At 59.9% G+C, this 21,985-nt stretch carries 16 protein-coding genes; 8 read left to right on the plus strand and 8 right to left on the minus strand.

Annotated elements, in window-relative coordinates:
* Window positions 1–11 precede the first annotated feature (11 nt).
* The 4 genes from ACTQVX_RS07770 to ACTQVX_RS07785 all read left to right on the plus strand — a co-directional run bounded on the left by ACTQVX_RS07770 (window position 12) and on the right by ACTQVX_RS07785 (window position 6,016).
* Window positions 12–461 carry a MarR family winged helix-turn-helix transcriptional regulator gene (locus ACTQVX_RS07770; protein WP_154514934.1) on the plus strand — a complete coding sequence of 150 codons (450 nt, stop codon included), beginning with the start codon at window positions 12–14 and terminating at the stop codon, window positions 459–461.
* Window positions 458–2,824, plus strand: a complete 2,367-nt coding sequence (locus tag ACTQVX_RS07775) for an ABC transporter ATP-binding protein (RefSeq protein ID WP_441031267.1) — start codon at window positions 458–460, stop codon at window positions 2,822–2,824. The genes ACTQVX_RS07770 and ACTQVX_RS07775 overlap by 4 nt, the downstream gene beginning before the upstream one ends.
* Entirely contained in the window at window positions 2,824–4,680 is a 1,857-nt protein-coding gene (locus ACTQVX_RS07780) for an ABC transporter ATP-binding protein (protein ID WP_441560770.1), read from the plus strand. Before ACTQVX_RS07775 ends, ACTQVX_RS07780 begins: the two co-directional genes overlap by 1 nt.
* A 304-nt stretch (window positions 4,681–4,984) precedes the next feature.
* Entirely contained in the window at window positions 4,985–6,016 is a 1,032-nt protein-coding gene (locus ACTQVX_RS07785) for a 3-deoxy-7-phosphoheptulonate synthase (RefSeq protein ID WP_154514938.1), read from the plus strand.
* Window positions 6,017–6,544: 528 nt separating this feature from the next.
* On the opposite strand, the gene ACTQVX_RS07790 is transcribed toward ACTQVX_RS07785, so the two are convergent.
* Together ACTQVX_RS07790 and ACTQVX_RS07795 are read right to left on the minus strand one after the other, a co-directional pair.
* Window positions 6,545–8,752, minus strand: a complete 2,208-nt coding sequence (locus ACTQVX_RS07790) for an ABC transporter permease (RefSeq protein WP_441560771.1) — start codon at window positions 8,750–8,752, stop codon at window positions 6,545–6,547.
* Entirely contained in the window at window positions 8,742–9,527 is a 786-nt protein-coding gene (locus ACTQVX_RS07795; RefSeq protein ID WP_441560773.1) for an ABC transporter ATP-binding protein, read from the minus strand. The genes ACTQVX_RS07790 and ACTQVX_RS07795 overlap by 11 nt, the downstream gene beginning before the upstream one ends.
* Window positions 9,528–9,789: 262 nt before the next feature.
* Here ACTQVX_RS07795 and vsr point away from each other — a divergent pair, with 262 nt between their 5' ends.
* Complete coding sequence (gene vsr / locus ACTQVX_RS07800) at window positions 9,790–10,779, plus strand: DNA mismatch endonuclease Vsr (protein ID WP_441560775.1); 990 nt, start codon at window positions 9,790–9,792, stop codon at window positions 10,777–10,779.
* A gap of 701 nt (window positions 10,780–11,480) precedes the next feature.
* On the opposite strand, the gene ACTQVX_RS07805 is transcribed toward vsr, so the two are convergent.
* Entirely contained in the window at window positions 11,481–12,338 is an 858-nt protein-coding gene (locus tag ACTQVX_RS07805) for a class II fructose-bisphosphate aldolase (RefSeq protein WP_022095149.1), read from the minus strand.
* A gap of 334 nt (window positions 12,339–12,672) precedes the next feature.
* On the opposite strand from ACTQVX_RS07805, the gene ACTQVX_RS07810 reads away from it, so the two are divergent.
* Window positions 12,673–13,476 (plus strand): DeoR/GlpR family DNA-binding transcription regulator, encoded by an 804-nt coding sequence (locus ACTQVX_RS07810; protein WP_441560777.1) that lies wholly within the window; start codon window positions 12,673–12,675, stop codon window positions 13,474–13,476.
* Window positions 13,477–13,540: 64 nt separating this feature from the next.
* Here the strand turns inward: ACTQVX_RS07810 and ACTQVX_RS07815 are convergent, their stop codons facing one another.
* Together ACTQVX_RS07815 and ACTQVX_RS07820 are read right to left on the minus strand one after the other, a co-directional pair.
* Window positions 13,541–14,701 (minus strand): FprA family A-type flavoprotein, encoded by a 1,161-nt coding sequence (locus ACTQVX_RS07815; RefSeq protein ID WP_441546429.1) that lies wholly within the window; start codon window positions 14,699–14,701, stop codon window positions 13,541–13,543.
* Window positions 14,702–14,830: 129 nt separating this feature from the next.
* Window positions 14,831–15,817: a LacI family DNA-binding transcriptional regulator gene (locus tag ACTQVX_RS07820; RefSeq protein ID WP_154515200.1), complete on the minus strand. Its 987-nt coding sequence runs from the start codon at window positions 15,815–15,817 to the stop codon at window positions 14,831–14,833.
* 383 nt (window positions 15,818–16,200) lie between these two features.
* Between ACTQVX_RS07820 and ACTQVX_RS07825 the strand changes: the two genes are divergently transcribed.
* Entirely contained in the window at window positions 16,201–17,406 is a 1,206-nt protein-coding gene (locus ACTQVX_RS07825; protein WP_441546430.1) for a galactokinase, read from the plus strand.
* Window positions 17,397–19,025: a UDP-glucose--hexose-1-phosphate uridylyltransferase gene (locus tag ACTQVX_RS07830; RefSeq protein WP_441546431.1), complete on the plus strand. Its 1,629-nt coding sequence runs from the start codon at window positions 17,397–17,399 to the stop codon at window positions 19,023–19,025. Before ACTQVX_RS07825 ends, ACTQVX_RS07830 begins: the two co-directional genes overlap by 10 nt.
* Window positions 19,026–19,294: 269 nt before the next feature.
* Here the strand turns inward: ACTQVX_RS07830 and ACTQVX_RS07835 are convergent, their stop codons facing one another.
* The 3 genes from ACTQVX_RS07835 to lacB form a co-directional block, all read right to left on the minus strand.
* On the minus strand, window positions 19,295–20,230 hold the full coding sequence (locus ACTQVX_RS07835) for a hexose kinase (RefSeq protein ID WP_441546432.1): 936 nt from the start codon (window positions 20,228–20,230) through the stop codon (window positions 19,295–19,297).
* Between the two features lie 56 nt (window positions 20,231–20,286).
* Window positions 20,287–21,168 (minus strand): aldose 1-epimerase family protein, encoded by an 882-nt coding sequence (locus ACTQVX_RS07840; protein ID WP_441083272.1) that lies wholly within the window; start codon window positions 21,166–21,168, stop codon window positions 20,287–20,289.
* A gap of 232 nt (window positions 21,169–21,400) precedes the next feature.
* Window positions 21,401–21,925: a galactose-6-phosphate isomerase subunit LacB gene (gene lacB / locus ACTQVX_RS07845; RefSeq protein WP_441560779.1), complete on the minus strand. Its 525-nt coding sequence runs from the start codon at window positions 21,923–21,925 to the stop codon at window positions 21,401–21,403.
* Window positions 21,926–21,985: the final 60 nt, after the last annotated feature.

The raw sequence follows: 21,985 nt of genomic DNA on the forward strand, positions 1-21,985 counted from the left end.
AGGGGTTTTCGGTGAAAGATACCGATTTCCGTGAACTTGGGCGTCAGCTCCTTACCGAGTTCGGCAGTATGCATCAGCGCATTTCGCGCTTTGCGGACAAAGCCCTCAGTGGTGAGATGGCCGTCATGCGCGCCCTCATGCTCGCTGGCGGTTCGCTCACGCCAAGCGAACTCGCCGATCGTGCCTGGGTCTCGAGCGCCCGCATCGCCAATATCCTGCGCGCTCTCGAAGCCAAAGGCTGGGTCGAGCGCGAGCACTCAAAGACCGACCGTCGTCGCGTACACGTCACGGTGACCGACAAGGGATTCCATGATCTCGAAATCAAGCATCGGGAATTCGAGGACCGCACCGCGGCCTTCCTCGAGCAGCTCGGCGAAACAGATACCCAAGAGATGGTGCGCCTTCTTAGGCGTGCCAACGAAATTATCGACCGCAATCAAGAAAGGAGAGATGCCGAGTGAGGATTCTCAAGCTCTTTAAAAAGCATGTCCTGGCACTGTTCGCAGCTATCGTACTTATCGTAATCAGCTGCAACGCCGATCTGGCGCTGCCTACGTATATGAGCGACATCGTCGACGTGGGCGTGCAGCAAGGCGGTATCGCCTCGCCCGTACCTGACACCATTCGCACCGAATCGCTCGACGACCTCGAACTCTTTATGAGCGATAAGGACGCCAAAGCTGTGGAGGCCGTGTTTAGCAAGGCGGATAATAACGGCATTCGAACGTACAAGGGCACCGAGGAAGAGCGCGCCGACGGCGGCAAGATTGCCGACATCGTGAGCCTGCCCGAGACCGTCGTCCTTTCGTTCAACCAGGGCATTGACGCCAACTCCATGGATGACATGATGGGTTCGTCCAGCGAGAATAACAACAACGCCGCCCAGGCCATGCCCACCCCCGAGCAGATGGCGGCAATGACGCCCGAGCAGCTCGCCGAGATGCAGCAGAAGGCCGCGGCGGCGCAGAACATGCAAAAGCAGATTGATACCGACGGCGGTAAGATCACCATGAAGAGCCTGCGCCTAGGCGTTGAAGGCGGCCTAATCGACCAGGGCAAGCTCGTCGAGGGTGCCAACGATATGGCGGACAAAATGGGCTCCATGTCGGGTTCCATCGTGACCCAACGCGCCGTGAGCTATGTACAAAACGAGTACAAGGCGCAGGGCATCGACCCCGCCGACGTGCAGAACGCCTATCTGGGCCGCATGGCAACCACGATGTTTGGTCTGTGCCTGATCTCGCTCATCGCCACCATCCTGACCGGCGCCGTGGCCTCGCGCACCGCCTGTTCCATCGCACGCGACCTGCGCCGCGAGACCTTCAACAAGGTTATGCACTTCTCGCCGGCCGAGGTGGGCAAGTTTAGCCAGGCCTCGCTCATCACCCGCTGCACCAACGACATTCAGCAGATTCAGATGGCCTCAACCCTGTTTATCCGCATGTGCCTGATGGCCCCCGTCATGGGCATCGTCGCCGTCATGCGCGTCCTGGCCAACCACACCGGCCTGGAATGGACCATCGCTGTGGCCATCATCGCGGTCTCGGCCGTCGTCGGCGTGCTTATGGGCCTCACCATGCCCAAGTTCAAAAAGATGCAGAGCTTTGTGGACCGCGTGAACCTCACCGCCCGCGAGCTGCTCGACGGCCTTATGCCCATCCGCTCGTTCAACCGCGAGGAGCATGAGCTCGAGCGTTTTGACAAGGCTTCGCTCGACCTAATGACCACGCAGCTCTACACCAATCGTGCCATGAGCTTTATGATGCCGCTCATGATGCTCGTCATGAACTGCATCACCGTGCTTATCGTCTGGTTTGGCGCGCAGGGCGTGTCCGATGGCGTGATGCAGGTCGGCAACATGATGGCGTTTATCTCCTACACCATGCAGATCGTCATGGCGTTTATGATCCTCACCATGGTTTCGGTCATCCTGCCCCGCGCCGAGGTCGCAGCCGAGCGCGTGGAAGAGGTCATCACCTGCCCCACGAGCATCAACGACCCCGCCTCGCCCAAACTGCCCGCGGCCAGCGCACCGCGCGGTGAGCTCACCTTCCGCGACGTGAGCTTCCAGTATCCCGATGCCCGCGCCGACGTCATTAGCGGCGTGAACTTCACCACGCATGCCGGTCAGATGCTCGGCATCATTGGTTCCACGGGCTCGGGCAAGTCCACGCTCGTACAGCTGATTCCGCGCTTATACGACGTCACGGGCGGCAGCATTTCGCTCGACGGTATCGACGTGCGCGATATGACCCTTTCCGAGCTTCGCCGCCGCATTGGTTACATCCCGCAGCAGGGGCGTCTGTTCTCGGGCACCGTGGAGAGCAACCTTAAGTTTGCCGGCGACATGGTAAGCGACGAGAACATGCACGAGGCCGCGCGCATCGCCCAAGCCGAGGACTTTATCGCCGAGCGCGAGGGCGGCTACGACTCCCCCATCAGCCAGGGCGGCTCCAATGTCTCGGGCGGTCAGCGCCAGCGTCTGGCCATCGCCCGCGCGTTGGCAAAAAAGCCCGAGGTCCTGGTGTTCGATGACTCGTTTAGCGCCCTCGACTACAAGACCGACGCGCGCCTGCGCGAAGAGCTTGCCAAAAACGTTACCGACGCCGCGCTCGTTGTCGTAGCCCAGCGCATCGCGACCATCATGCACGCCGACCAGATCATCGTGCTCGACGACGGCCACGTGGTGGGCACTGGTACGCACGAGGAGCTGCTGCACAGCTGCCCGGCGTACCTGGAGATCGCACAGTCGCAGCTTTCCGCCGAGGAGCTGGGGCTCACTCAAGAAGAAATTGCAGCCGTTATGGAGGGAGGCGAGCACTAATGGCAGACGAGACCAAGACTCAGATTCCCAAGCCCACCCGCCAGCGCGGTCCCATGGGCCGCATGGGTGGCATGGGCCGCGGCGAGAAGGCCAAGGACTTTAAGGGCGCCATGCGGCAGTTGCTCGGCTATATCGGTCAACACAAGGTTGCCGTGCTTGCCGCCGTCGCCTTTGCCGTGTGCTCGGTCGTCTTTAACATTGTGGGACCCAAGGTGCTCGGCCAGGTTACGACCAAGCTGTTCGAAGGCCTGGTCGCCAAGGTCAACGGTACCGGCGATGTCGACTTTGCCTGGATCGCCAAGACGCTCGGCTTTTTGCTCTGCCTGTATCTGGCAAGCTCTGTTTGCAGCCTCATCCAGGGCTGGCTCATGACCGGCGTCACGCAAAAGATTTGCTACCGCATGCGCAAGGAGATCGCCGCCAAGATTGCCGTCGTGCCGATGAGCTACTTTAACGGACACAGCAAGGGCGATGTGCTCAGCCGCATCACCAACGACGTCGATACGCTGGGTCAGTCGCTCAACCAGAGCGTGACGCAGCTCATCACGTCGGTGACGCAGATTGTCGGCGTGCTCGTCATGATGCTGTCGATCAGCCTGCCGCTTACCGGCGTCACCGTGCTCACACTGCCGGCCGCCGCGATTATCCTGACCGTGATGATTCATTTCTCGCAGCCGTACTTCCGCGAGCAGCAGCAGGTCCTGGGCACCGTCAACGGCATTATCGAGGAGGACTTTGCCGGCCAGAACGTCATTCAGGTGTTCGACCGCGCCGAGGCCTCAATCGAAGAGTTCGACCGTCAAAACGACCGCCTCTTTATTAGTGGCTGGCGCTCGCAGTTCCTGTCGGGCCTGATGATGCCGCTTATGAGCTTGGTGGGCAACATGGGCTACGTGGGCGTCGTCGTGGTGGGCGCACAGCTCGCGCTGACCGGCAATGCCACGCCCGGCGACATCCAGAGCTTTATCCAGTACGTTCGCAACTTTACGCAACCCGTGCAGCAGCTGGGCAACGTGAGCAACACGATGCAGTCTATGGCCGCTGCCACCGAGCGCGTCTTTGAGTTCCTGGCCGCGCCCGAGGAGGAGCAGAAGGCCGACGCGCAGATTCCCGAAAAGCGCCCTGGCCATGTGGAGTTTGACCACGTCAAGTTTGGCTACACGCCCGACAAGACCATCATCCACAACTTTAGCTGCGAGGCACAGCCCGGCCAGACCATCGCCATCGTCGGTCCCACCGGCGCGGGCAAGACCACGCTCATTAAGCTGCTTCAGCGCTTCTACGACGTGGACGGCGGCTCGCTGCGCGTCGATGGCGTCGACGTACGCGATTGGGACCGCGCGGCACTGCGCGGCGAGTTTGCCATGGTGCTGCAGGATACGTGGCTGTTTAACGGCACCATCCGCGAGAACATCCGTTACGGACGCCCCGATGCAAGCGATGCCGAGGTCGAGGCCGCTGCACGCGCTGCACGCTGCGACCACTTTATCCATACGCTCGCCGGCGGTTACAACTTTATGATCAACGAGAAAGGCACCAACCTTTCGCAGGGCCAACGCCAGCTCGTGACCATTGCCCGCGCCATTTTGGCCGACCGCCCGGCGCTGATTTTGGACGAGGCGACATCCAACGTCGATACCCGCACCGAGGAGCTTATTCAGCGCGCCACGGATGCGCTGATGCAGGGCCGCACCAGCTTTGTTATCGCACACCGCCTGTCCACGATCCGCAACGCCGACGTGATCTTGGTAATTCGCGACGGCGACATCGTCGAGAAGGGCACGCACGACGAGCTGCTCGCCCAAGGCGGCTTCTACGCCGACCTGTACAACTCGCAGTTCGACGAAGCGGCGTAAATTCTGCCGCAGGGAACGGATAACACCCGAAAACGGGGGCGCAGGACAACCTGTGCCCCGTTTTTTGTTCTGCGACCCTCAAACCGCCTCCCCTGGGACCAAATCGACGGCCTCTTCCAAGCCGCGTGGCATCATTCCATTCCAGGGCCAGCCAACGTTTGCCCAGATAAAACCTGCCAAAATAAACCTGTCCCTTTTTGGCAGGTTTTGGGGTGACGAGGGCTTGCACTTTAGCGTGCGACAGCGGATAATGCCGAGCATTCGACAATGCACACTTTGTCTTATTTGATTGAGGAGGCCCCGTATGGCCATGGAATTCAAGCGCAGGTTGCCGATCCCCATGGAAATCCGCGAGGAAATGCCGCTTTCCGCCGATCTTACCGCCAAAAAACAGGCATTCGACGCCGAGGTCGCCAAGGTCTTTACCGGCGAGGACGCGCGCAAGGTGCTCATCATCGGCCCGTGCTCTGCCGACCGCGAGGACTCGGTGCTTGAGTACATGAGCCGACTGGCCAAGGTCGCCGAAGAGGTCAAGGACAAACTCATCATCATTCCGCGCGTCTATACCAACAAGCCGCGCACCAAGGGTACTGGCTACAAGGGCCTGCTGCACAACCCCGACCCCGAGGCTCCCGACGACCTGCTCGAGGGCGTCAAGGCCATCCGCCATATGCACCTGCGCGTCATCGAGGAGACCGGTTTCTTTACCGCCGATGAGATGCTCTACCCGTCCAACTACCAGTACCTCGTCGACCTGCTGAGCTACGTCGCCGTGGGCGCGCGCTCGGTCGAGAACCAGGAGCATCGTCTGGTGTCGAGCGGCATTTCGGTGCCTGTGGGCATGAAGAACCCCACCGCCGGTTCCACCACCGTCATGCTCAACTCCATCTACGCCGCCCAGGCACATCAAAGCTTCATCTTCCGCAACTGGGAGGTCGAGTGCGACGGCAATCCGCTCGCGCACGCCGTCATGCGTGGCTACATTGGTCTCGACGGTCGTACCTACCCCAATTACCACTACGAGCATCTGGAGCGTCTGGCTGAGCGCTATACCGAGCATGCCGGCTACGCCAACCCGGCGGCGATCATCGACTGCAACCACGACAACTCGGGCAAGCGCCCGCTGGAGCAGCACCGCATCTGCAAGGAGGTGCTCGACAGCTGCCGCCGCAACGAGTCCATCTCCAAGCTGGTCAAGGGCTTTATGATCGAATCCTACCTGGAGGACGGCAACCAGTCTGTCGACGGCGGCGTCTTTGGCAAGTCCATCACCGACCCGTGCCTGGGCTGGGAAAAGACCGACTACCTCATCCACGAGATCGCAGAGCGGGTGTAGGTTACGGCGTTTTACCAAACGCCGTAACCGGCCGACGCTACAAACCCGTACACGCGAGCAATCTGCCTTTCAGCTTCGACGGCATGACCAAAAGGTCAATGCCGCCTCGCTTCAAGGCACCTTGCTCGCGTGTACGGGTTTTCGCTGACGTTTTTCTACCAGCGTCGTTGCCAAAGCTGGCACTTGGGGACGCTCCTTTTGGGGTAGTCGTTGGGGACGCTCTTGTTTGACTAGTCGTTTAAGAACGTCCCCAACGACTACCCGGGGGAGTTGCCTTCCCTCGCGGCGGTCTTCTAGCAGAAAAACCAAGTGAGTAGGCTTTTTGCAGGAGGCCAAGCACGCCCCAAAACGCCACAGCTCTGACCTGCGGTTTTATTGAGCATTTGTCGCGATGTGCTCGGCAGGTTCAAAAAAGTCTACTCACTTGTATCTGAGACGCACCAGGTTGTAAAAAACCGCCGCGAAAGGGCCCCTTGTCCCTTCGCGGCGGTCATACGCCTCTGATTTTGCGACGATTTTGCCCGCTTGTTATTCGCTGTAGCGGGTGGCTATGGCAGCTCGCACCATTCCGGTGCTCATGAGGTACGTCACCAGGAAGTAGCCACCGTACGCTGCCAGGAAGATCGCGCAAGTGAGGCCCACGGTGCCGCCGATGCTCATATTTCCGAATATGCTCACCAGCTCGATGATCACCTTAAGTGCCACAAAGGAGTGCGCCAGGCCCACTGCCTGCGGGAACAGGAAGAATACCGCTTGCTGCGCCATCACCGAATGGCGAATCTGGCGGTCGTCGCAGCCGATCTGTGCCAGCACACGATAGCTGCGGCTGCCGTCGGCCACGTTGGAGAGTTGCTGGATCGACAGAATCGCCGCGCATGCAACAACCAATACAAAGCCGATGTAGATGGCTAGGTAGCTAATAAGACCGTTCATTTGCGCTGCTTGCGTGTACATCTCGGAGCGTGTGATGAAGATTCCCCACGATCCCGGCTCCTTGCCGTCAACGAGCAGATTGTCGAGCACAGTGTATTCAATGCTCTCGTCTGCCTCGGTCGTATCCATCCCCTGTTTGTAGTTAACGAGCAGGCTACTGGAATACGGCTGCAGATTAAGTTGGGACAACAGCTCGTCGGCAACGACGACGGTACCCGGATTACTGCCCATCGCCGAGTTGGCGATGGCCGCCGTGTCCTCGTCCGACTTATCGGTTGCGGGCTTGAGCGTATGCCCGCCCAAGGTAAGGGCATGGCCGCCAGCCATATACTTGGTGTACAGGTCGACCAGCTCACCGCCCATATCACACGTAAGCAAGTACTGGTCGCGGCCAATGCTCACCGGCTCCTCGCCCATCATCTGGCACAGTTTGTTGTACTGGCTCGCCGGCGTCACAAACAGACCCATCGCATCGGCCTTGCTACCCCCGAACGCCTTGGGAAGCTTTTCGCCCATGGTCTTGCACATCTCACCCGCAGACACCGAAGGACTCGAACCGCCAAGCGGGTAACTCAGATACGAATCGATCTGCACATGCTCACCGGCAACATCGGCGATATAGACCTTCTTGCCGGTCTCGTCGTTGTTGTCCGCCGACTTGCCCTTACGATCGCCGTGCCATGCGGAGTACAAATCGACCGTTGTATCGGCCAGCACCATGCGATCGGCCTCAGACGGATTGACATACTCTTTGTAGTAGTCGAGCGTATCGGGCGTGTAATAGACATACGTCTGCGACATATCGGCCGGCGTATAGCGCTCCAGATTCTCGTTCATCACATTGGCAATCGACATACCGCACGTCACCGAGGTGATGGCCAAAAACAGAAGCATCGCGATGACGCCCATCGAAAAGCACACCGTGTTGACCTTGGCCGCAAGCTGGCGCACGATAAACATGTTGAGGCCGCGCCAATACACGCCGCGCAGGCTCTGCAGCAGCTTGATAAGCATGCCCGAGAGTCCCCAAAACAGGGCAAAGGTACCCACGGTAACCATAGCGGTCGTAATGCCAAACTGGTTCATGGCCTCTTGCAGCTTGCTGTCCGTCGCGGTTAGCGGGAACCCATCACGTAGCAGACGGTAATAGGCCACGCCCACAAGCACCACGCCCACAGCAAAGATGGCAATCGCGATCCAGGGGTTGCGTGTCTTGATGCTCTCGTTGCGACGCTCGGCACCCATAAGCTCGATGAGTTTGGTACGACGCACGGCGCGAAGGTTCAGCAGCAGCGTGAGCACAAACATTACGAGCATGCAGGCAAGGGTCAGGTTGAACGCATGCACCGAGAAAAAGAAGTGGAAATTGGCGATCTGTGTCTTAAAGAGCGAGGCCGTAAAGAACGTCATGAGCTGGGAGAGTCCCACACCCAGCACAATGCCGGCGACAAAGGCCACAACCGATACTATCACCGTCTCGAGCGCCATGATCGTGGCGACGCGCCCGCGCCCCATACCGAGCACCTGGTACAGGCCAAACTCCTTCTTGCGCCGTTTCATGATGAAGTTATTGGCATACACCATCAAAAAGGCCATGACACCGGCCAAAAAGTACGTCAGGTAGCCGAGCATGCTGCCCATAACCTGCGCCAAGCCCTCTTCATCGATTCCGGCGATGTCGACCTGCATCGAGATGGTGTTAAAGGCATAGAAGACCGTGACGCCCAGGGTGAGCGTCAAAAGGTAGACGAGGTAGTCGCGGCCGGCGCGGCGGACGTTGCCCCAAGCGAGTTTACAGAGCATCGGAGCCCTCACCGCCCATCATGGCAACGACCTCCATAATGCGGTCGAAGAACTCGCGGCGGTCGGTGTCTCCGCGGCGCAGCTCGGTGAAGATCTTGCCGTCGCGAATAAACAGCACACGGCTCGTGTAGCTGGCGGCAAAGCTGTCGTGCGTGACCATGAGCACGGTGGCGCGCAGGCGGCGGTTAAGGGCCTCCAGGCTCTCGAGCAGCAGGCGAGCGCTCTTGGAATCGAGGGCGCCGGTGGGCTCGTCGGCCATGATCATGGTGGGGTCGGTGACGAGCGCGCGAGCCGCGGCAACGCGCTGCTGCTGACCGCCGGACATCTGGTAGGGATACTTGTCGAGCACCTGACTGATGGACAGGCGCGCTGCCACATCCTGCACGCGGGTCGAGATCTCTGCCGAGTTTGTGCGGGCGATGGTGAGCGGCAGGGCGATGTTCTCGCGTGCCGTGAGCGTATCGAGCAGGTTGGAGTCCTGAAAGATAAAGCCAAGCTCCTCGCGGCGGAACTTCGAAAGCTTAGCCTGCTTCATGCGCGTCACGTCCTGGCCGTTGATGCGGATCGTGCCACTTGTGGCGCTATCGATGGTCGACACGCAGTTGAGCAACGTCGACTTGCCCGAGCCCGAAGCGCCCATGATGCCAACGAATTCGCCGTGGTTGACGGTAAAGCTGACGTCGTTGAGCGCGCGGGTCACGTTGCCCAGCGCTCCGTATATCTTTTCGAGATGCACGACTTCCAGTACCGGGGTCGCCATGTGCGTGGTTTGCATACCGAGTCCTTTCTTGCGATTAGTCTACGGCATCTATAGTCGCAAGAAGCCGAGTCGGCTACCATCGATATCGCTTACGCTTGCCTTACCGTTGCGTAAGCTAGGGGTAGTCTTTTTGGGACGGGGCTTTTTTAGCTACCCTATCCGTAGCCTTCGAAGCATGAGGCCGCATTTGACATAGGGCAGCTAAAAAAGCCCCGTCCCAAAAAGACTACCCAAATGAGCTGCCTTGTCATGTGTTGATGTTGAGAGAGGACTCCTGTTGAAGACTGTTCATGTTGCCGCTGGGATCATTCGCAAGGAAGGATCTGACGAGCTGCTTGCCGTGCAGCGCGGCTATGGCGACATGCGGGGACTTTGGGAGTTTCCCGGCGGCAAGCTCATGCGCGGCGAGACGCCCGAGGACGCCGTACGCCGCGAGCTCATGGAAGAGCTGCAGGTCAAAGTCACCAACCTGCGCGATTTTTACACCGTTGAGTACGACTACCCCGATTTTCATCTCTCCATGGAGTGCTACTACTGCTCGCTCGCCGATGACTCCGATGAGCCCCAGAAGCACGACCGCCAGCTCGATATCCGCTGGATTCCGCGCACCTCGCTTGCCACCGTTGAGTGGATGCCCGCCGACAAAGGGCTTATCGATGCTCTGATTGAGTTGAAGGAAGATCGGCTTGAGGCCAACGGCGCCGCCGATGACGCCACGCCCAACACGGCCGACAAACCCGCCACCAAGCCCAAGCGCGCACCTAAGCGCCGCAGCAAAAAGCGTCCCAAGCCAGGTCTGCTCGACGGCATCGATACCTCGGACCTCTCCGCTGACGAGCGCGAACTGGTGCGCCGTCGCGCCGCTATAAAAAAGTCCATGAAGGGCAACAAGCGCGCCAACACCAAACCCGAGCTGCTCGTTCGCCAGCGCCTGCGGGCAGCGGGCCTTACGGGATACCGTCTGGAATGGAAGGTGCCCGGCAAGCCTGACATCGCCTTTCCCGGGCGCAAGATCGCCATTTTCGTCAACGGATGCTTTTGGCATCGCTGCCCTAAGTGCAATCCGAGCCAGCCCAAGCGCAATGTTGAGTTTTGGGAGGCAAAGTTTCGCCGCAACGTCGAGCGCGACCGAGCCGCCATCGACGCGCTTACCCAAATGGGCTGGACGCCCATCACCGTCTGGGAATGTGAGCTCAAGAAAGACCGCATCGACGCCACCATGGAAAAGGTCATCGAACAGGTACGCGCCGCCGCACCGCAGCGCTAACAGCGATCATTCACACGCTCCGCACGTCCGCGCCACATCCGAGCCGCAAACCTTAGAAAGCCCTTAAGCTCAAAACCTTTCAAGAGTGTTATTCGATACCTTTGACCTGCAGTTTCACTGTTATAACAAACCTGATTAAGCCTTTCTTTAGTGCTTCTTTGCAGCAGCCGCGGCATAATACTGCCAACGAACGGGACCTAGCAGCACACCCCGTGCGCAACCTTTTGGTGGACATCGAGGAGGCCGCATAAGCATGCATTCTTCCAATGACGCAACACAGCAGCCATCCCTAAAACATGCAGACCTTTTCTCCTTCCCCCCGACACAGAGAAACGGCCTCCTCGACTCCCCCACCACAAAAGCCAAACGCTCAACCGATCAGAATCTCAACTTGCGAATATCCTTCGATAAGCTCCAAGCATCCCTAAACAAGTCATTCCCCAACCAAGCCCGGGCATACTAGTCCCCCATCAACAAAGAAGCCCTAACGCCCCACCAATTTCCGCCCCAACGCCACAAGGGCGATCGAGCAGGGCCGTCCGGAAACGGAAAAGGGCCTATCTCTCAGAACATTCCGCAGGACGGAGGAAGCCCCGCAGCGCGTAGCGCGCAGCGGGGCTTCCGACATGTCCGAGGACGTTCTGAGAGATAGGCCCTTTTCCGTTTCCGGACGGCCCGGTGGGATCAGAGTACCCTTGCTGTTACTCTGCTTTGCCCACAGAGTTGAGGTTGGTCATGCGGATCTTAACCAGCTCGGTGATCTCACGCATGCCCTCCTTGGCCGGCTTCTTGGGATCGAAGCAGGCGGGGTTCTCGGCCATGTAGGCCATGAAGCCCTTGGTGTAGGCCTGACGCAGCTCGGTAGCGTAGTTAACCTTGCAGATGCCGTTCTTCACAGCCTCGGCAACCTGCTCATCGGGCACACCGGAAGTGCCGTGCAGAACCAGCGGCACGTCGACGGCGTCGCGGATGGCCTTGACCACGGACTGCTCGATGTGCGGATCGCTCGTGTACACGCCGTGGCTGGTGCCAACGCCAATGGCCAGCGAGGTGCAGCCGGTGCGCTCGACGAACTCCTTGGCCTCGGCAGGATCGGTGTAGGGGCTCTCGCCCTCAACCGCGGGACCGTCGTCCTCCTTGCCGCCAACCTTGCCGAGCTCGGCCTCGACGGGCACGCCCATGGCGCGGCCAGCGTCAGCGACGGACTTGGTCAGGGCAATGTTGTCCTCAAAGGACTCGTGCGAGCCGTCGATCATGACGGAGGTGTAGCCCGTGCGGAAAGCCTGCATGCAGCGGTCATAGCCATCGCCGTGATCGAGGTGCAGAGCGACGGGCACGGAAGCGCGCTCGGCAGCGGCCTTCACCATGCCGTAGAAGTAGTCCAGACCAGCGGTCTTGATGGTGCCCGGGGTGGTCTGCATGATGACGGGGGACTTGGTCTCCTCGGCAGCGGCCAGAACGGCCATAACAAACTCGAGGTTCTCGACGTTGAACGCGCCGACGGCGTAGTGGCCGGCCTGAGCGTCCTTGAGCATCTTTTCGGTGGTAACAAGTGCCATGAGCGTTTGCTCCTCTCCCTCGCCCGCATCTGGACATCGGGCGTAGTTGTTCACAAGGCGTTTTACCTTGCGTTTTACTGCGCTCATTGTATGAAATTCAGCGGCTTTGCACGTGCGAGATATTGAGTCCATGCAGGCCAATACAGTCGTTTTTGAAAAGTAAACGGAAGGAATCGGAAGCGAGTGGGCGTGTTCGATATTGAATTTTGAGCGTTTAGCGTCTTTCTTTTATAGAAAAGATAAGTAATCAAAAGGTGTTTTCTTACTCAAAAAGAAAATGAACGAAAATAGAGTCAACACAATTCCTGCAAATTTAGCCGAGAATGGAACAAACATGGCCCAAACTACCAACCGTGCTTTTGCTGACGAGCGCCGTACCGCCATTATGGAAATACTCGAGCATAACGCCTCGGTGCAGGTAGCAGAAATCGCCCAGACCTTTGGCGTGTCCTCCGTCACCGCCCGCGCCGACCTGGACGCGCTCGCCGAAGCAGGCAAGCTGCGTCGCACACATGGTGGTGCCGTATCGCTCCACAAACGCCTGACCGTCTCCACGCAAGATCGCCGCATCAATGTCAACGTCGCCGCCAAGCAGGCCATCGCGCAAAGCGCCATCGAGCTCGTTAATGACGGCGACACGCTGCTCGTCGACTCGGGCACCACGGCGCTCGAATTCGTCCGGCTCCTCGATCAGCGCGACGGCATCACCGTTATCACGGCCGACATTACCATCGCCGATTATATTGACGAGAGCATGCCCTCGGTCGATGTCGTCATGCTGGGCGGGGCACTGCGCAAAGGCCATCGCTATCTGTACGGCCCACTTACCATGCAGGCGCTCCAAATGGTCCACGCCGACCTTGCCGTCATGTGTCCTGGCGCTTTTGTTCCCGGCTGCGGCTTTACGACCGACTTTCCGCAGATGGCCGAGACCAAAGCGGCTATGGTCGGTGCCACCCGTCAAAGCGTCGCCCTCATGGATGCCAGTAAGGTCAACGGACGCGGCATGTACCGTTTTGCCGAGCTTGCCGACGTCGACATCATCGTGATGGACAGCGACCCCGACGCCGCCGTCGCCACCTCAATCGCCGAGGCCGCCGACAGCGCACGTCCAGCCCTCATCATCGCCGGCGCTTAAACAAAAACCACCACAAAGGGCCTGTCCCTTTGTGGTGGTTTTGCCCGTTAAAAGCGAAATATCGCTACTTGGAAAGCTCGTCGGCGAGGGCCTCGATCTGGGCGCGCGATGTGTCGTTGAGCGATCCCAGCACGGTCACCTTGTTCTCCGCCAGGGTGATGTCCTTCATGCCCTCGAGCTCCTTGGTCATAACCTTGGCAGCGGCGGGCGCCCAGGAACCGGCCTCGACGAGCGCCACGGTGCGGTTCTGGTAGGCATGCTCGGCAAGCGTGTGGATAAAGGTGCTCATGAACGGGAAGATCTCGCCCTGATAGGTGATAGAGGCGAGCACCAGGCGGTCATAGCGGAACGCATCCTCAACGGCCTCGGCCATGTCGTCGCGAGCCAGGTCAAAGACGGAAACCTTCTGGCCGCGAGCCTCGAGCGCTGCGGCGAGCTCCTCGACAGCGGCCTTCAGATGGCCGTAGACACTCGCATAGGCAATCGTGATGCCCTCGTCCTCGGGCTGATAGCTCGACCAGGTGTTGTAGGTGTCGAGGTAATAGCCCAGATTCTCGGTAAGGACAGGACCGTGGAGCGGGCAGATGATCTGGATATCCAGATCATCTGCCTTTTTGAGCACGGCCTGCACGAACTTGCCGAACTTACCGACGATGCCAAAATAGTAGCGGCGAGCCTCGCAGGCCCAGCCCTCGGGATCCTCGATGTCGTTGGCGCCAAACTTGCCAAAGCCGTCGGCGCTAAAGAGCACCTTGTCGGTGGCCTCATAGGAGAAGAGTACCTCGGGCCAGTGAACGTTGGGGGCGCCGATAAAGGTCAGGCTGTGGCCGCCCAGGTCGAGCACATCGCCCTCTTTGACAACCATTTTGCGCTCGGGGAAGTCGGTGCCAAAGTAGTTGACCATCATGCGGAAAGCACCCATGCTGGCCACAATCTGCGCCTGGGGATAGCGCTCCATAAAGGCGGCGATACCGGCGGAGTGATCAGGCTCCATATGATGGATGACCAGGTAGTCGGGCGTACGGCCATCGAGCGCGGCCTCGAGGTTGCCGAGCCACTCGTCGACAAAACCACCGTCGACCGAATCGGCGACAGCGATTTTATCGCCCAAGATAACGTAGCTGTTGTATGCCATACCGTTCTCGGACACATCGTACTGGCCCTCGAACAGGTCAATGTCGTGATCGTCGACGCCAATGTAGCGGATATCCTTGGTGATCTCCATCAGGCAAAGCCTCCTAGATAGACAAAATAACCTGTCTATCATAGCACTTGGCAGCATTCCAACTGTTATCTGCCGGCATCCTTACCGATTGTTATTAAAATACGATAAATCGCCGTTTACCTGCGCAAACTATGAGCGTGGCATCGCCGTGCTATGTCGAATAATGAGCTGGCCGGGAATACGGATAGCAACGGTTTTGCCCGCCGTACCCGCCTCGGGAACCGCGTGCTCAAACACCTCGCGTCCACGCTGATGTAAATCGAATCGAACGGTCGTGAGCTCGTTATGCGCGACAAAGTCGTCGAGCGAATCGTCGACGCCCACCACGCTTACGTCCTCGGGCACGCGCAGGCCGCTATCACGCAACGCGGCAATCGCGCCATTTGCCATCTGGTCGTTTGCCGCATAGATCGCCGTCATGGTGCGATCGTGCTCGGCCAGGTACCTGCCGGCCTCGTAGCCGCTGTTGGCAGACCAGTCGCCCTCGAGCGGCGCCTGCGGCTTAATGTGCTTATGCTCGAGCGCATCCTGCCAGCCGGCGCGACGAAATTGCTCGTCGACCGAGAACGACGGGCCGCCAATATAGCGAATTTGCTCGTGCCCCAGCTCAAACAGATGATCCATAAGCAAGAGCGAGCAGCCGTAATGGTCGGAGTCGACCGTGGTCACCCGCGGGTGCGCGTACATGGTAACAATAACCGTGCCAATGCCCGGCAGCGGATCAAACGTCTCAAAATCGGGCGCCATGCGGCTCATGCCGATGATGATGCCGTCCACCGGCAGCGCAGCCATACGACGCGTGGCCTCGGCAAGCGAAAACTCCTCGGTCTTGGACATCTCGACCAGCGTGATGGCGCAATTATGCTCGCGAGCAGCGCTGGCGATGCCGTCGATCATTGAGAGGTTGCCAAACTTGGTGATATCGTTGACGCACAGACCGACCGAATGGTAACGGCCGTCGCGCAGCGAGCGGCCGGCATAACTCGGACGAAAGCCGAGCTCTTGCATAGCGGCCTGCACGCGCTGGCGCGTCTGCTCGTTAACGTTGGGCAGGCCGTTGGCGACGCGCGAAACCGTCTGCTGTGAAACACCGGCAGCGCGGGCGACGTCGGCCATGGAGACCGGACGCGTACCTGTATCGTTGGACGAGTGCCTTGCCACAGAATCACCTTCACCCTTGCGAGATCTGAATAGCGTGCATGCCGGCCCGGGCAAAAATATATCCCGCTCCGAGGCCCGCTATCGTCGGACGCATGTTAACGTACTCTACTTTTTCTATCCGCAACTCTTCTGCTTTATAAGTCCATACGGCGGTACCGTTCACGGCTGTAATTCTACCGATTACCGGATTCTCAAAAAGTGTCAAGCGTTGTGTTATGAGTACGTTAACATAGCCCGTAACGTGCGGCATCGTGAACACTTGGTTCATGCCGCTTCAAGTTGTTAACGTACTCATAACGACGCAAAACTCACCCGTGCGCGCCAAGGAAAGGACTCCCATGACCACCCCCGACGAAAAGACACTCACCATGCTCACCAGGCTGTTTGAGGAGGAGTTTGGACCCATCGGCGACCGCCAGGTGCTCTACGTGCACGCGCCCGGCCGTTCCGAGATCAGCGGCAATCACACCGACCACGAGGGCGGCCATGTTATCGCCGGCTCGCTCGATGTCGCCGTTGTCGGTATCGCCGTGGCAACCGACTCCAACAAGATCCGCGTCGCCGACGAGGGCTATCCTACATTTGCGATCACGCTCGACACGCTGGATATTCAAGAGCCCGAGAAGGGCACGTCCGCTAGCCTCGTCCGCGGTATGGCCCACGAAATCGCTGCTCTGGGCGTTGAGCCCCAGGGCTTCGACTTCGCCTTCACCTGCTCCGTTCCCTCGGGCGGCGGTCTTTCGAGCTCCGCTGCTGTCGAGGCGGCGTACGGTCGTGCCATGGAGGCGCTCTGGGGCGCACCCGCCATCGAGCCCGTCGCGCTCGCCCAGATGAGCCAGCGCGCCGAGAACAACTACTATGGCAAGCCCTGCGGTCTTATGGACCAGGCCGCCGTTTGCTTGGGCGGCCTCGCCTACATGGACTTTGAGGACCAGGCTCAGCCTAAAACCCAGAAGCTCGAACTCAACTTTGAGGATCACGGCTATGCGCTCGTGCTCGTTAAGGTTGGCGCCGACCATGTGGCAGCTACCGACGACTACGCCGCCGTTCCGCGCGAGATGCAGGACGTCGCCGCCGAGTTTGGCAAGACACGCCTGTGCGAGGTAAACGTGGCGGATTTTGACGCCAAGCTCCCTGAGCTACGCGCCAAGCTGGGCGACCGTGCCTGCCTGCGCGCCGTTCACTACTGGTATGAGAACGGCCTGGTCGATAAGCGCTGGGCAGCCCTTAGCGCCGGCGACATCGACCAGTTCCTGGTCCTGACGCGCGAGTCCGGTGCCAGCTCCGCCATGTACCTGCAGAATGTCGTCGCCAAACTGGGCTCCGAGCAACCTTCCATGTATGCCTTGGCGCTGGCCGAGCATGTGCTCGACGGCCGCGGCGCCGTCCGCATCCACGGTGGCGGCTTTGGTGGCACCATCCAGGCCTTCGTGCCGCTCGACCTGGTCGACACCTTCATCACCAAGATGAACGGCTGGCTGGGCGAGGGCTCTGCCCGCCACTACGCAATTTCTGACAAGGGGGCTTACGCGGCATGGCTGTAATGACTGATGTGCGCGAGGCCGCGCAGGGCCTGATTGAGTATGCCATCCATCGATCCATGATCGGACAGGATGACCGCATCTGGGCCTACAACACCATTCTCGAGTGCATCGGCGCCACGGGTCCTGCGCTCGACATGGCTTGGGCGATGCAGAACGAGAAGCTCTCGCTCTTGCACCCCGATACGCTCCCCAATTTTGACCTGGAGGGCACGCTTGCCGCGCTTTCCGAGGACGCCGTTGCCAACGGCGCTGCCGAGGACACGGCGTCGGGCCGCGACCGCATCGCCATGCGCATCATGGGCGCGCTCATGCCGAGGCCTTCGGTTGTAAACGAGGAGTTCAACGGACGCATGGGCGTCAACGAGCCCCGCGCCGCGACCGACTGGTTCTATGGTCTGTGCTGTGACGCCGGTTACGTGCGCCGCGCCGCCATCGCGCGCAATATCAAATGGAGCACCCCCACCAACTGGGGCGACCTGGAAATCACCATTAACCTGTCGAAGCCCGAGAAGGACCCGCGCGACATTGCCGCGGCCGGCGCCGCAAAGAACACGGGCGAGAAGTATCCCGCCTGTCAACTGTGCATCGAGAACGAGGGCTACCCTGGACGCTCCGCCGCAGCCGACGGCGGCGCCCATCCCGCTCGCCAGAACCTGCGCGTCATACCCATCCAGCTCGACGGCGAGCGCTGGGGCTTCCAGTACAGCCCGTACGCGTACTTTAACGAGCACTGCATCGCTATGAGCGCCGAGCATCGCCCGATGCACGTCGACCGTAAGGGACTAACCTGCCTGTTCGATTTTGTGGACCTGTTCCCGCACTACTTTATTGGCTCCAACGCCGACCTGCCCATCGTGGGCGGCTCGATTCTGTCGCACGACCACTTCCAGGGCGGCGCGCACGAGTTCCCCATGATGCATGCCGCCGAGGTCTCGCAGTTTAACGTGCCCGGCTTTGATCAGGTCAGCGGTACCGTGTTGCAGTGGCCGCTTTCGGTGCTGAGACTGCGCTCGCACGACCGCGCCCAGCTGCTCGACGCCGCCGAGAAGATTATCCTCGCCTGGCGCGAGTGGACCGATGAGTCTGTGGGCGTCATCGCGCACACAGCCGACGGCGTGGCGCATAACACTGTGACGCCCGTCATCCGCCGCGTCGACTCTCGCGGCAATGCCGGCGGCGAGATCTACGAGGCCTACCTGGCGCTTCGCTGCAACATCACAACCGACGAGCATCCGCTGGGCGTATTTCACCCGCATGCCGAGTACCACCATATTAAGAAGGAGAACATCGGCTTGATCGAGGTCATGGGCCTGGCCATTTTGCCGCCGCGCTTGGTTCCCGAGCTCGGCGCTGTCCGCGAGCACCTGCTGGCAGCCAAGGCCGATGTCAGTTACGACCTTGCCGGCGCGCTCGAGGGCGACGACCTTTGCCGCAGCCACGCCGCATGGGCCGAGGACGTCTTTGCCCGCCGCGCCGACGAGCTTACGGCGGATAGCGCCATCGACATCCTGCACGAGGAAGTCGGCATGGTGTTTGGCCACGTGCTCGACAACGCCGGCGTCTTTAAGTGGGACGAAGCCGGTCGCGCCGCCCAGCAGCGCTTTATCAACTCGCTGTAATGATCCCTTGGGGACGGAGGAAAACGGATCATTTCGTCTTCAAGACAACGGCGCCCGCCGGCAACATCGCCGGCGGGCGCCGTTTTTGGTGCAAGGGCAGCTAATTTGGGACGGGGCTATTTTGACTACTTTGCATCTAGAAGTAGTCAAAATAGCCCCGTCCCAAATTAGCTGCCTCTCATGAGAGTGGAAAATCTCCCACTCTAAGCCCGCTTGCGAGCCCAAAATGGGAGATTATCCACTCTCGTTTTGTTCGGTACGCCGTAACTCTAAAGTTCGGTTACCTCTACGCTGTTGTAGACCTCGTCCCAGCGGTCCATGACCAGGTGGCCGGTCTTGGGATCCATGGCGTTGAGCTTGCCGCAGGTATTGGCGGTCTTGAGCACCGTGACGTCGTCGGCACCGGCAGCAATGGCATGCGCAAAACCGGCGATGGTCGAGTCACCGGAACCCGTCGCGTTCACAGCCGCAATCGCGGGCGTCTTGGCGCGGAACGCGCGGCCCTCATGGAAGCCCACCGAACCGGCAGCGCCCATCGAAACGACGACCCAGGGGATACCGGCAAAACGGTCATCGGCGGCAAGCGCCTCGCGCAGAGCATCGACATCATCGGTCGTAAAGGACGTACCCAGCAGGCCGTTAATCTCGGTCAGGTTGGGCTTTACGAGCTCAGGCTTAGCGTCGGACTCCAGCGCGGCCCCCAGCGATGCACCCGAGGTGTCGAGCAGCACCTTGGCGCCCGCCTCTTCGGCGATCTTGACGAGCTCGGCATAGTAGCCAGCATCTACGCCACGCGGCAGCGAGCCCGAAAGCGTCACAACGTCCGCCTTCTCTGCAAGCTCGGCGAACTTGGCCGTAAAGGCCTCGAGCTCGGCCGGGGCGATCTGCGGGCCGCTCTCCAAAAGCTCGGTCTGATTGCCCTCGTGCAGAATATTCAGGCAAATGCGCGTCTCGCCGGCAATGGGTACAAAGTCGTTCTTGACGCCGTCGGCATCCATAAGCTCGGCCATAAAGGCACCCATGTGACCACCAAGCAGGCCGGTTGCAAGTACGTCGTCGCCCAGCTGCAGCAGCACGCGGCTCACGTTGAGGCCCTTGCCGCCAGCGGTCTTTTCGGGCGTCACCCGGTTAACATCGTCGATGACCAGCTTATCGAGCTGATAGCGCGTATCAATCGACGGGTTCATGGTAACAGTCAGAATCATATTGAACTCCTGTTTCCGGGGCACGACACGCGCGACCCCAAACATACGATAGCTCGTTAAAGGATCTCGATCTCAAAGCCGCGGGTGACGGTCTCCCCCGGCTTGGCCACCAGGCAGCCGCGCTTGTGCTCCAGAATATCGTCCTCGTCGGAGCAGGTGGACAGGCCGCCCCACGGTTCCACGGCCACAAAGTCACCCTCGGGCTTGCTCCACACAATCAGGTATGGCATATCGGGGAACGTCAGACGCACGCCCTTGTCCTCGGTTTTCTTGGTAAGCGTAACCACGCGGCTCTCGAGCACGTCAAAGATGGTCTCTGCGAAGTCAAAGAGTTCGTGGGTCAGCGGCAGGTCATGGCCAACCATCGGGTTCTTGCTGCGATGCTCAACATCAATCAGGCCCGTCGAGGGAACGGCAGTACAGAGCTCGGTGGCCTCGCGCTGCTCAAAACGGAGCTCGTAGTCGTCATAGGACTCGCCCTCGTCAAGCGGGCACTTAAAGCCAGGGTGACCGCCCACAAAGAACGGCATGTCCTCGGTGCCCTCATTGGTCACCTCGTACGACACGGCCACCTTCTCCGCATCGATCGTGTAACGAGCAACGATCTTAAACGGATACGGGTACTGCTCGAGCAACTCGGCATGGTCGGCAGAGCTTAGGCTCAGCGCGACCATGTTGTCGCCCTGCTCCTCGAGCTTCCACTCCTGTTTGCGAGCAAAGCCGTGACGGGCAAGCTTGACCTCGCGGCCGCCCATGGTCATTGCGCGACCGTCACGAAGGCCGCCGCAGATTGGGAAACAAATGGGTGCCTGGCCCGACCAGACCGCCGGATCACCCTGCCACAGGTACTCACGGCCGTTGGCCGCAATAGAAGTGAACGACCCGCCCGCCGTGCTCAGTGCCACGCGGATAGAACCGTTATCAAGAACAAACTCCATAGGAGCCTTCCCTTTCTTACGACAGCCCACCAAGTCAATAGGGCTGATAGAAAACCGGCCCGCGCCCCCTCACAGAAACGCGAGCCGTCAATTGAAAAGCTGCAGAATGCCGGGTACCGCCAAGAGCGAAGCACTCAAGCCAAGCAAGCAAACGTGTTATCGGAGCAGCTAGCCCGCCAGATGGCTTCGCAGCGTCGGCCGGTCCGGCGTTCGGTAGAACGCCGGAATCTCCTTAGTCGTGGTATTCGCCGCGGTCCCACTTCTCAAGGAACTCATCAAAGAAGTGCGGGTTAGCCTGAGCCTCGGCGTCGGCCTTATTGCAGGCATCGATCTTGGCGATCAGGGCATCGTGCTCGGGGGTCTTCTCGTAAGGCTCCTCCAGGAAGGCAAGCATGATGTCGGCCATCAGGAACTCGCCGGTGATCTTGCCACCAAAGCCCACGATGTTGGCGTTGAGCTCGCGACGGGCATACAGGGCAGAGGTCATGTCGCGAACCAGGGCACAACGGGCGCCGGGAACCTTGTTGACGGCGTTGGTGATGCCGATGCCGGTGCCGCACAGGGCCACGCCAAAGTCGGCCTTGCCGCTGGCAACAGCCTCGCCCACGGCCTTACCGTAGATGGGATAGTGCGTACGGGTGTGGCTGTAGGTGCCGCAGTCGAGCACCTGGTAGCCAGCCTGCTCCAGGCGGTCGGCCAGATAGATCTTCTCGTCCGTAACGATATGGTCGCAACCGATTGCGATGGTCTTCTTCATCAGAACGTCCTTTCGTCTGAATTCACAAGTTGAGGTAGAAGTTCGAGTTCTCGGTGGCTC

The sequence above is a fragment of the Collinsella sp. LCP19S3_A6 genome, from assembly GCF_052122015.1.
Lineage (GTDB): Bacteria > Actinomycetota > Coriobacteriia > Coriobacteriales > Coriobacteriaceae > Collinsella.

What these genes read in the sequence shown, in the direction of transcription:
- ACTQVX_RS07780 (WP_441560770.1), top strand. Translation starts at nt 2,824, where the DNA reads ATGGCAGACGAGACCAAGACTCAGATTCCCAAGCCCACCCGCCAGCGC.
- ACTQVX_RS07785 (WP_154514938.1), top strand. Translation starts at nt 4,985, where the DNA reads ATGGCCATGGAATTCAAGCGCAGGTTGCCGATCCCCATGGAAATCCGC.
- ACTQVX_RS07790 (WP_441560771.1), bottom strand. Translation starts at nt 8,752, where the DNA reads ATGCTCTGTAAACTCGCTTGGGGCAACGTCCGCCGCGCCGGCCGCGAC.
- ACTQVX_RS07795 (WP_441560773.1), bottom strand. Translation starts at nt 9,527, where the DNA reads ATGCAAACCACGCACATGGCGACCCCGGTACTGGAAGTCGTGCATCTC.
- ACTQVX_RS07805 (WP_022095149.1), bottom strand. Translation starts at nt 12,338, where the DNA reads ATGGCACTTGTTACCACCGAAAAGATGCTCAAGGACGCTCAGGCCGGC.
- ACTQVX_RS07810 (WP_441560777.1), top strand. Translation starts at nt 12,673, where the DNA reads ATGGCCCAAACTACCAACCGTGCTTTTGCTGACGAGCGCCGTACCGCC.
- ACTQVX_RS07815 (WP_441546429.1), bottom strand. Translation starts at nt 14,701, where the DNA reads ATGGAGATCACCAAGGATATCCGCTACATTGGCGTCGACGATCACGAC.
- ACTQVX_RS07820 (WP_154515200.1), bottom strand. Translation starts at nt 15,817, where the DNA reads ATGGCCGACGTCGCCCGCGCTGCCGGTGTTTCACAGCAGACGGTTTCG.
- ACTQVX_RS07825 (WP_441546430.1), top strand. Translation starts at nt 16,201, where the DNA reads ATGACCACCCCCGACGAAAAGACACTCACCATGCTCACCAGGCTGTTT.
- ACTQVX_RS07830 (WP_441546431.1), top strand. Translation starts at nt 17,397, where the DNA reads ATGGCTGTAATGACTGATGTGCGCGAGGCCGCGCAGGGCCTGATTGAG.
- ACTQVX_RS07835 (WP_441546432.1), bottom strand. Translation starts at nt 20,230, where the DNA reads ATGATTCTGACTGTTACCATGAACCCGTCGATTGATACGCGCTATCAG.
- ACTQVX_RS07840 (WP_441083272.1), bottom strand. Translation starts at nt 21,168, where the DNA reads ATGGAGTTTGTTCTTGATAACGGTTCTATCCGCGTGGCACTGAGCACG.
- lacB (WP_441560779.1), bottom strand. Translation starts at nt 21,925, where the DNA reads ATGAAGAAGACCATCGCAATCGGTTGCGACCATATCGTTACGGACGAG.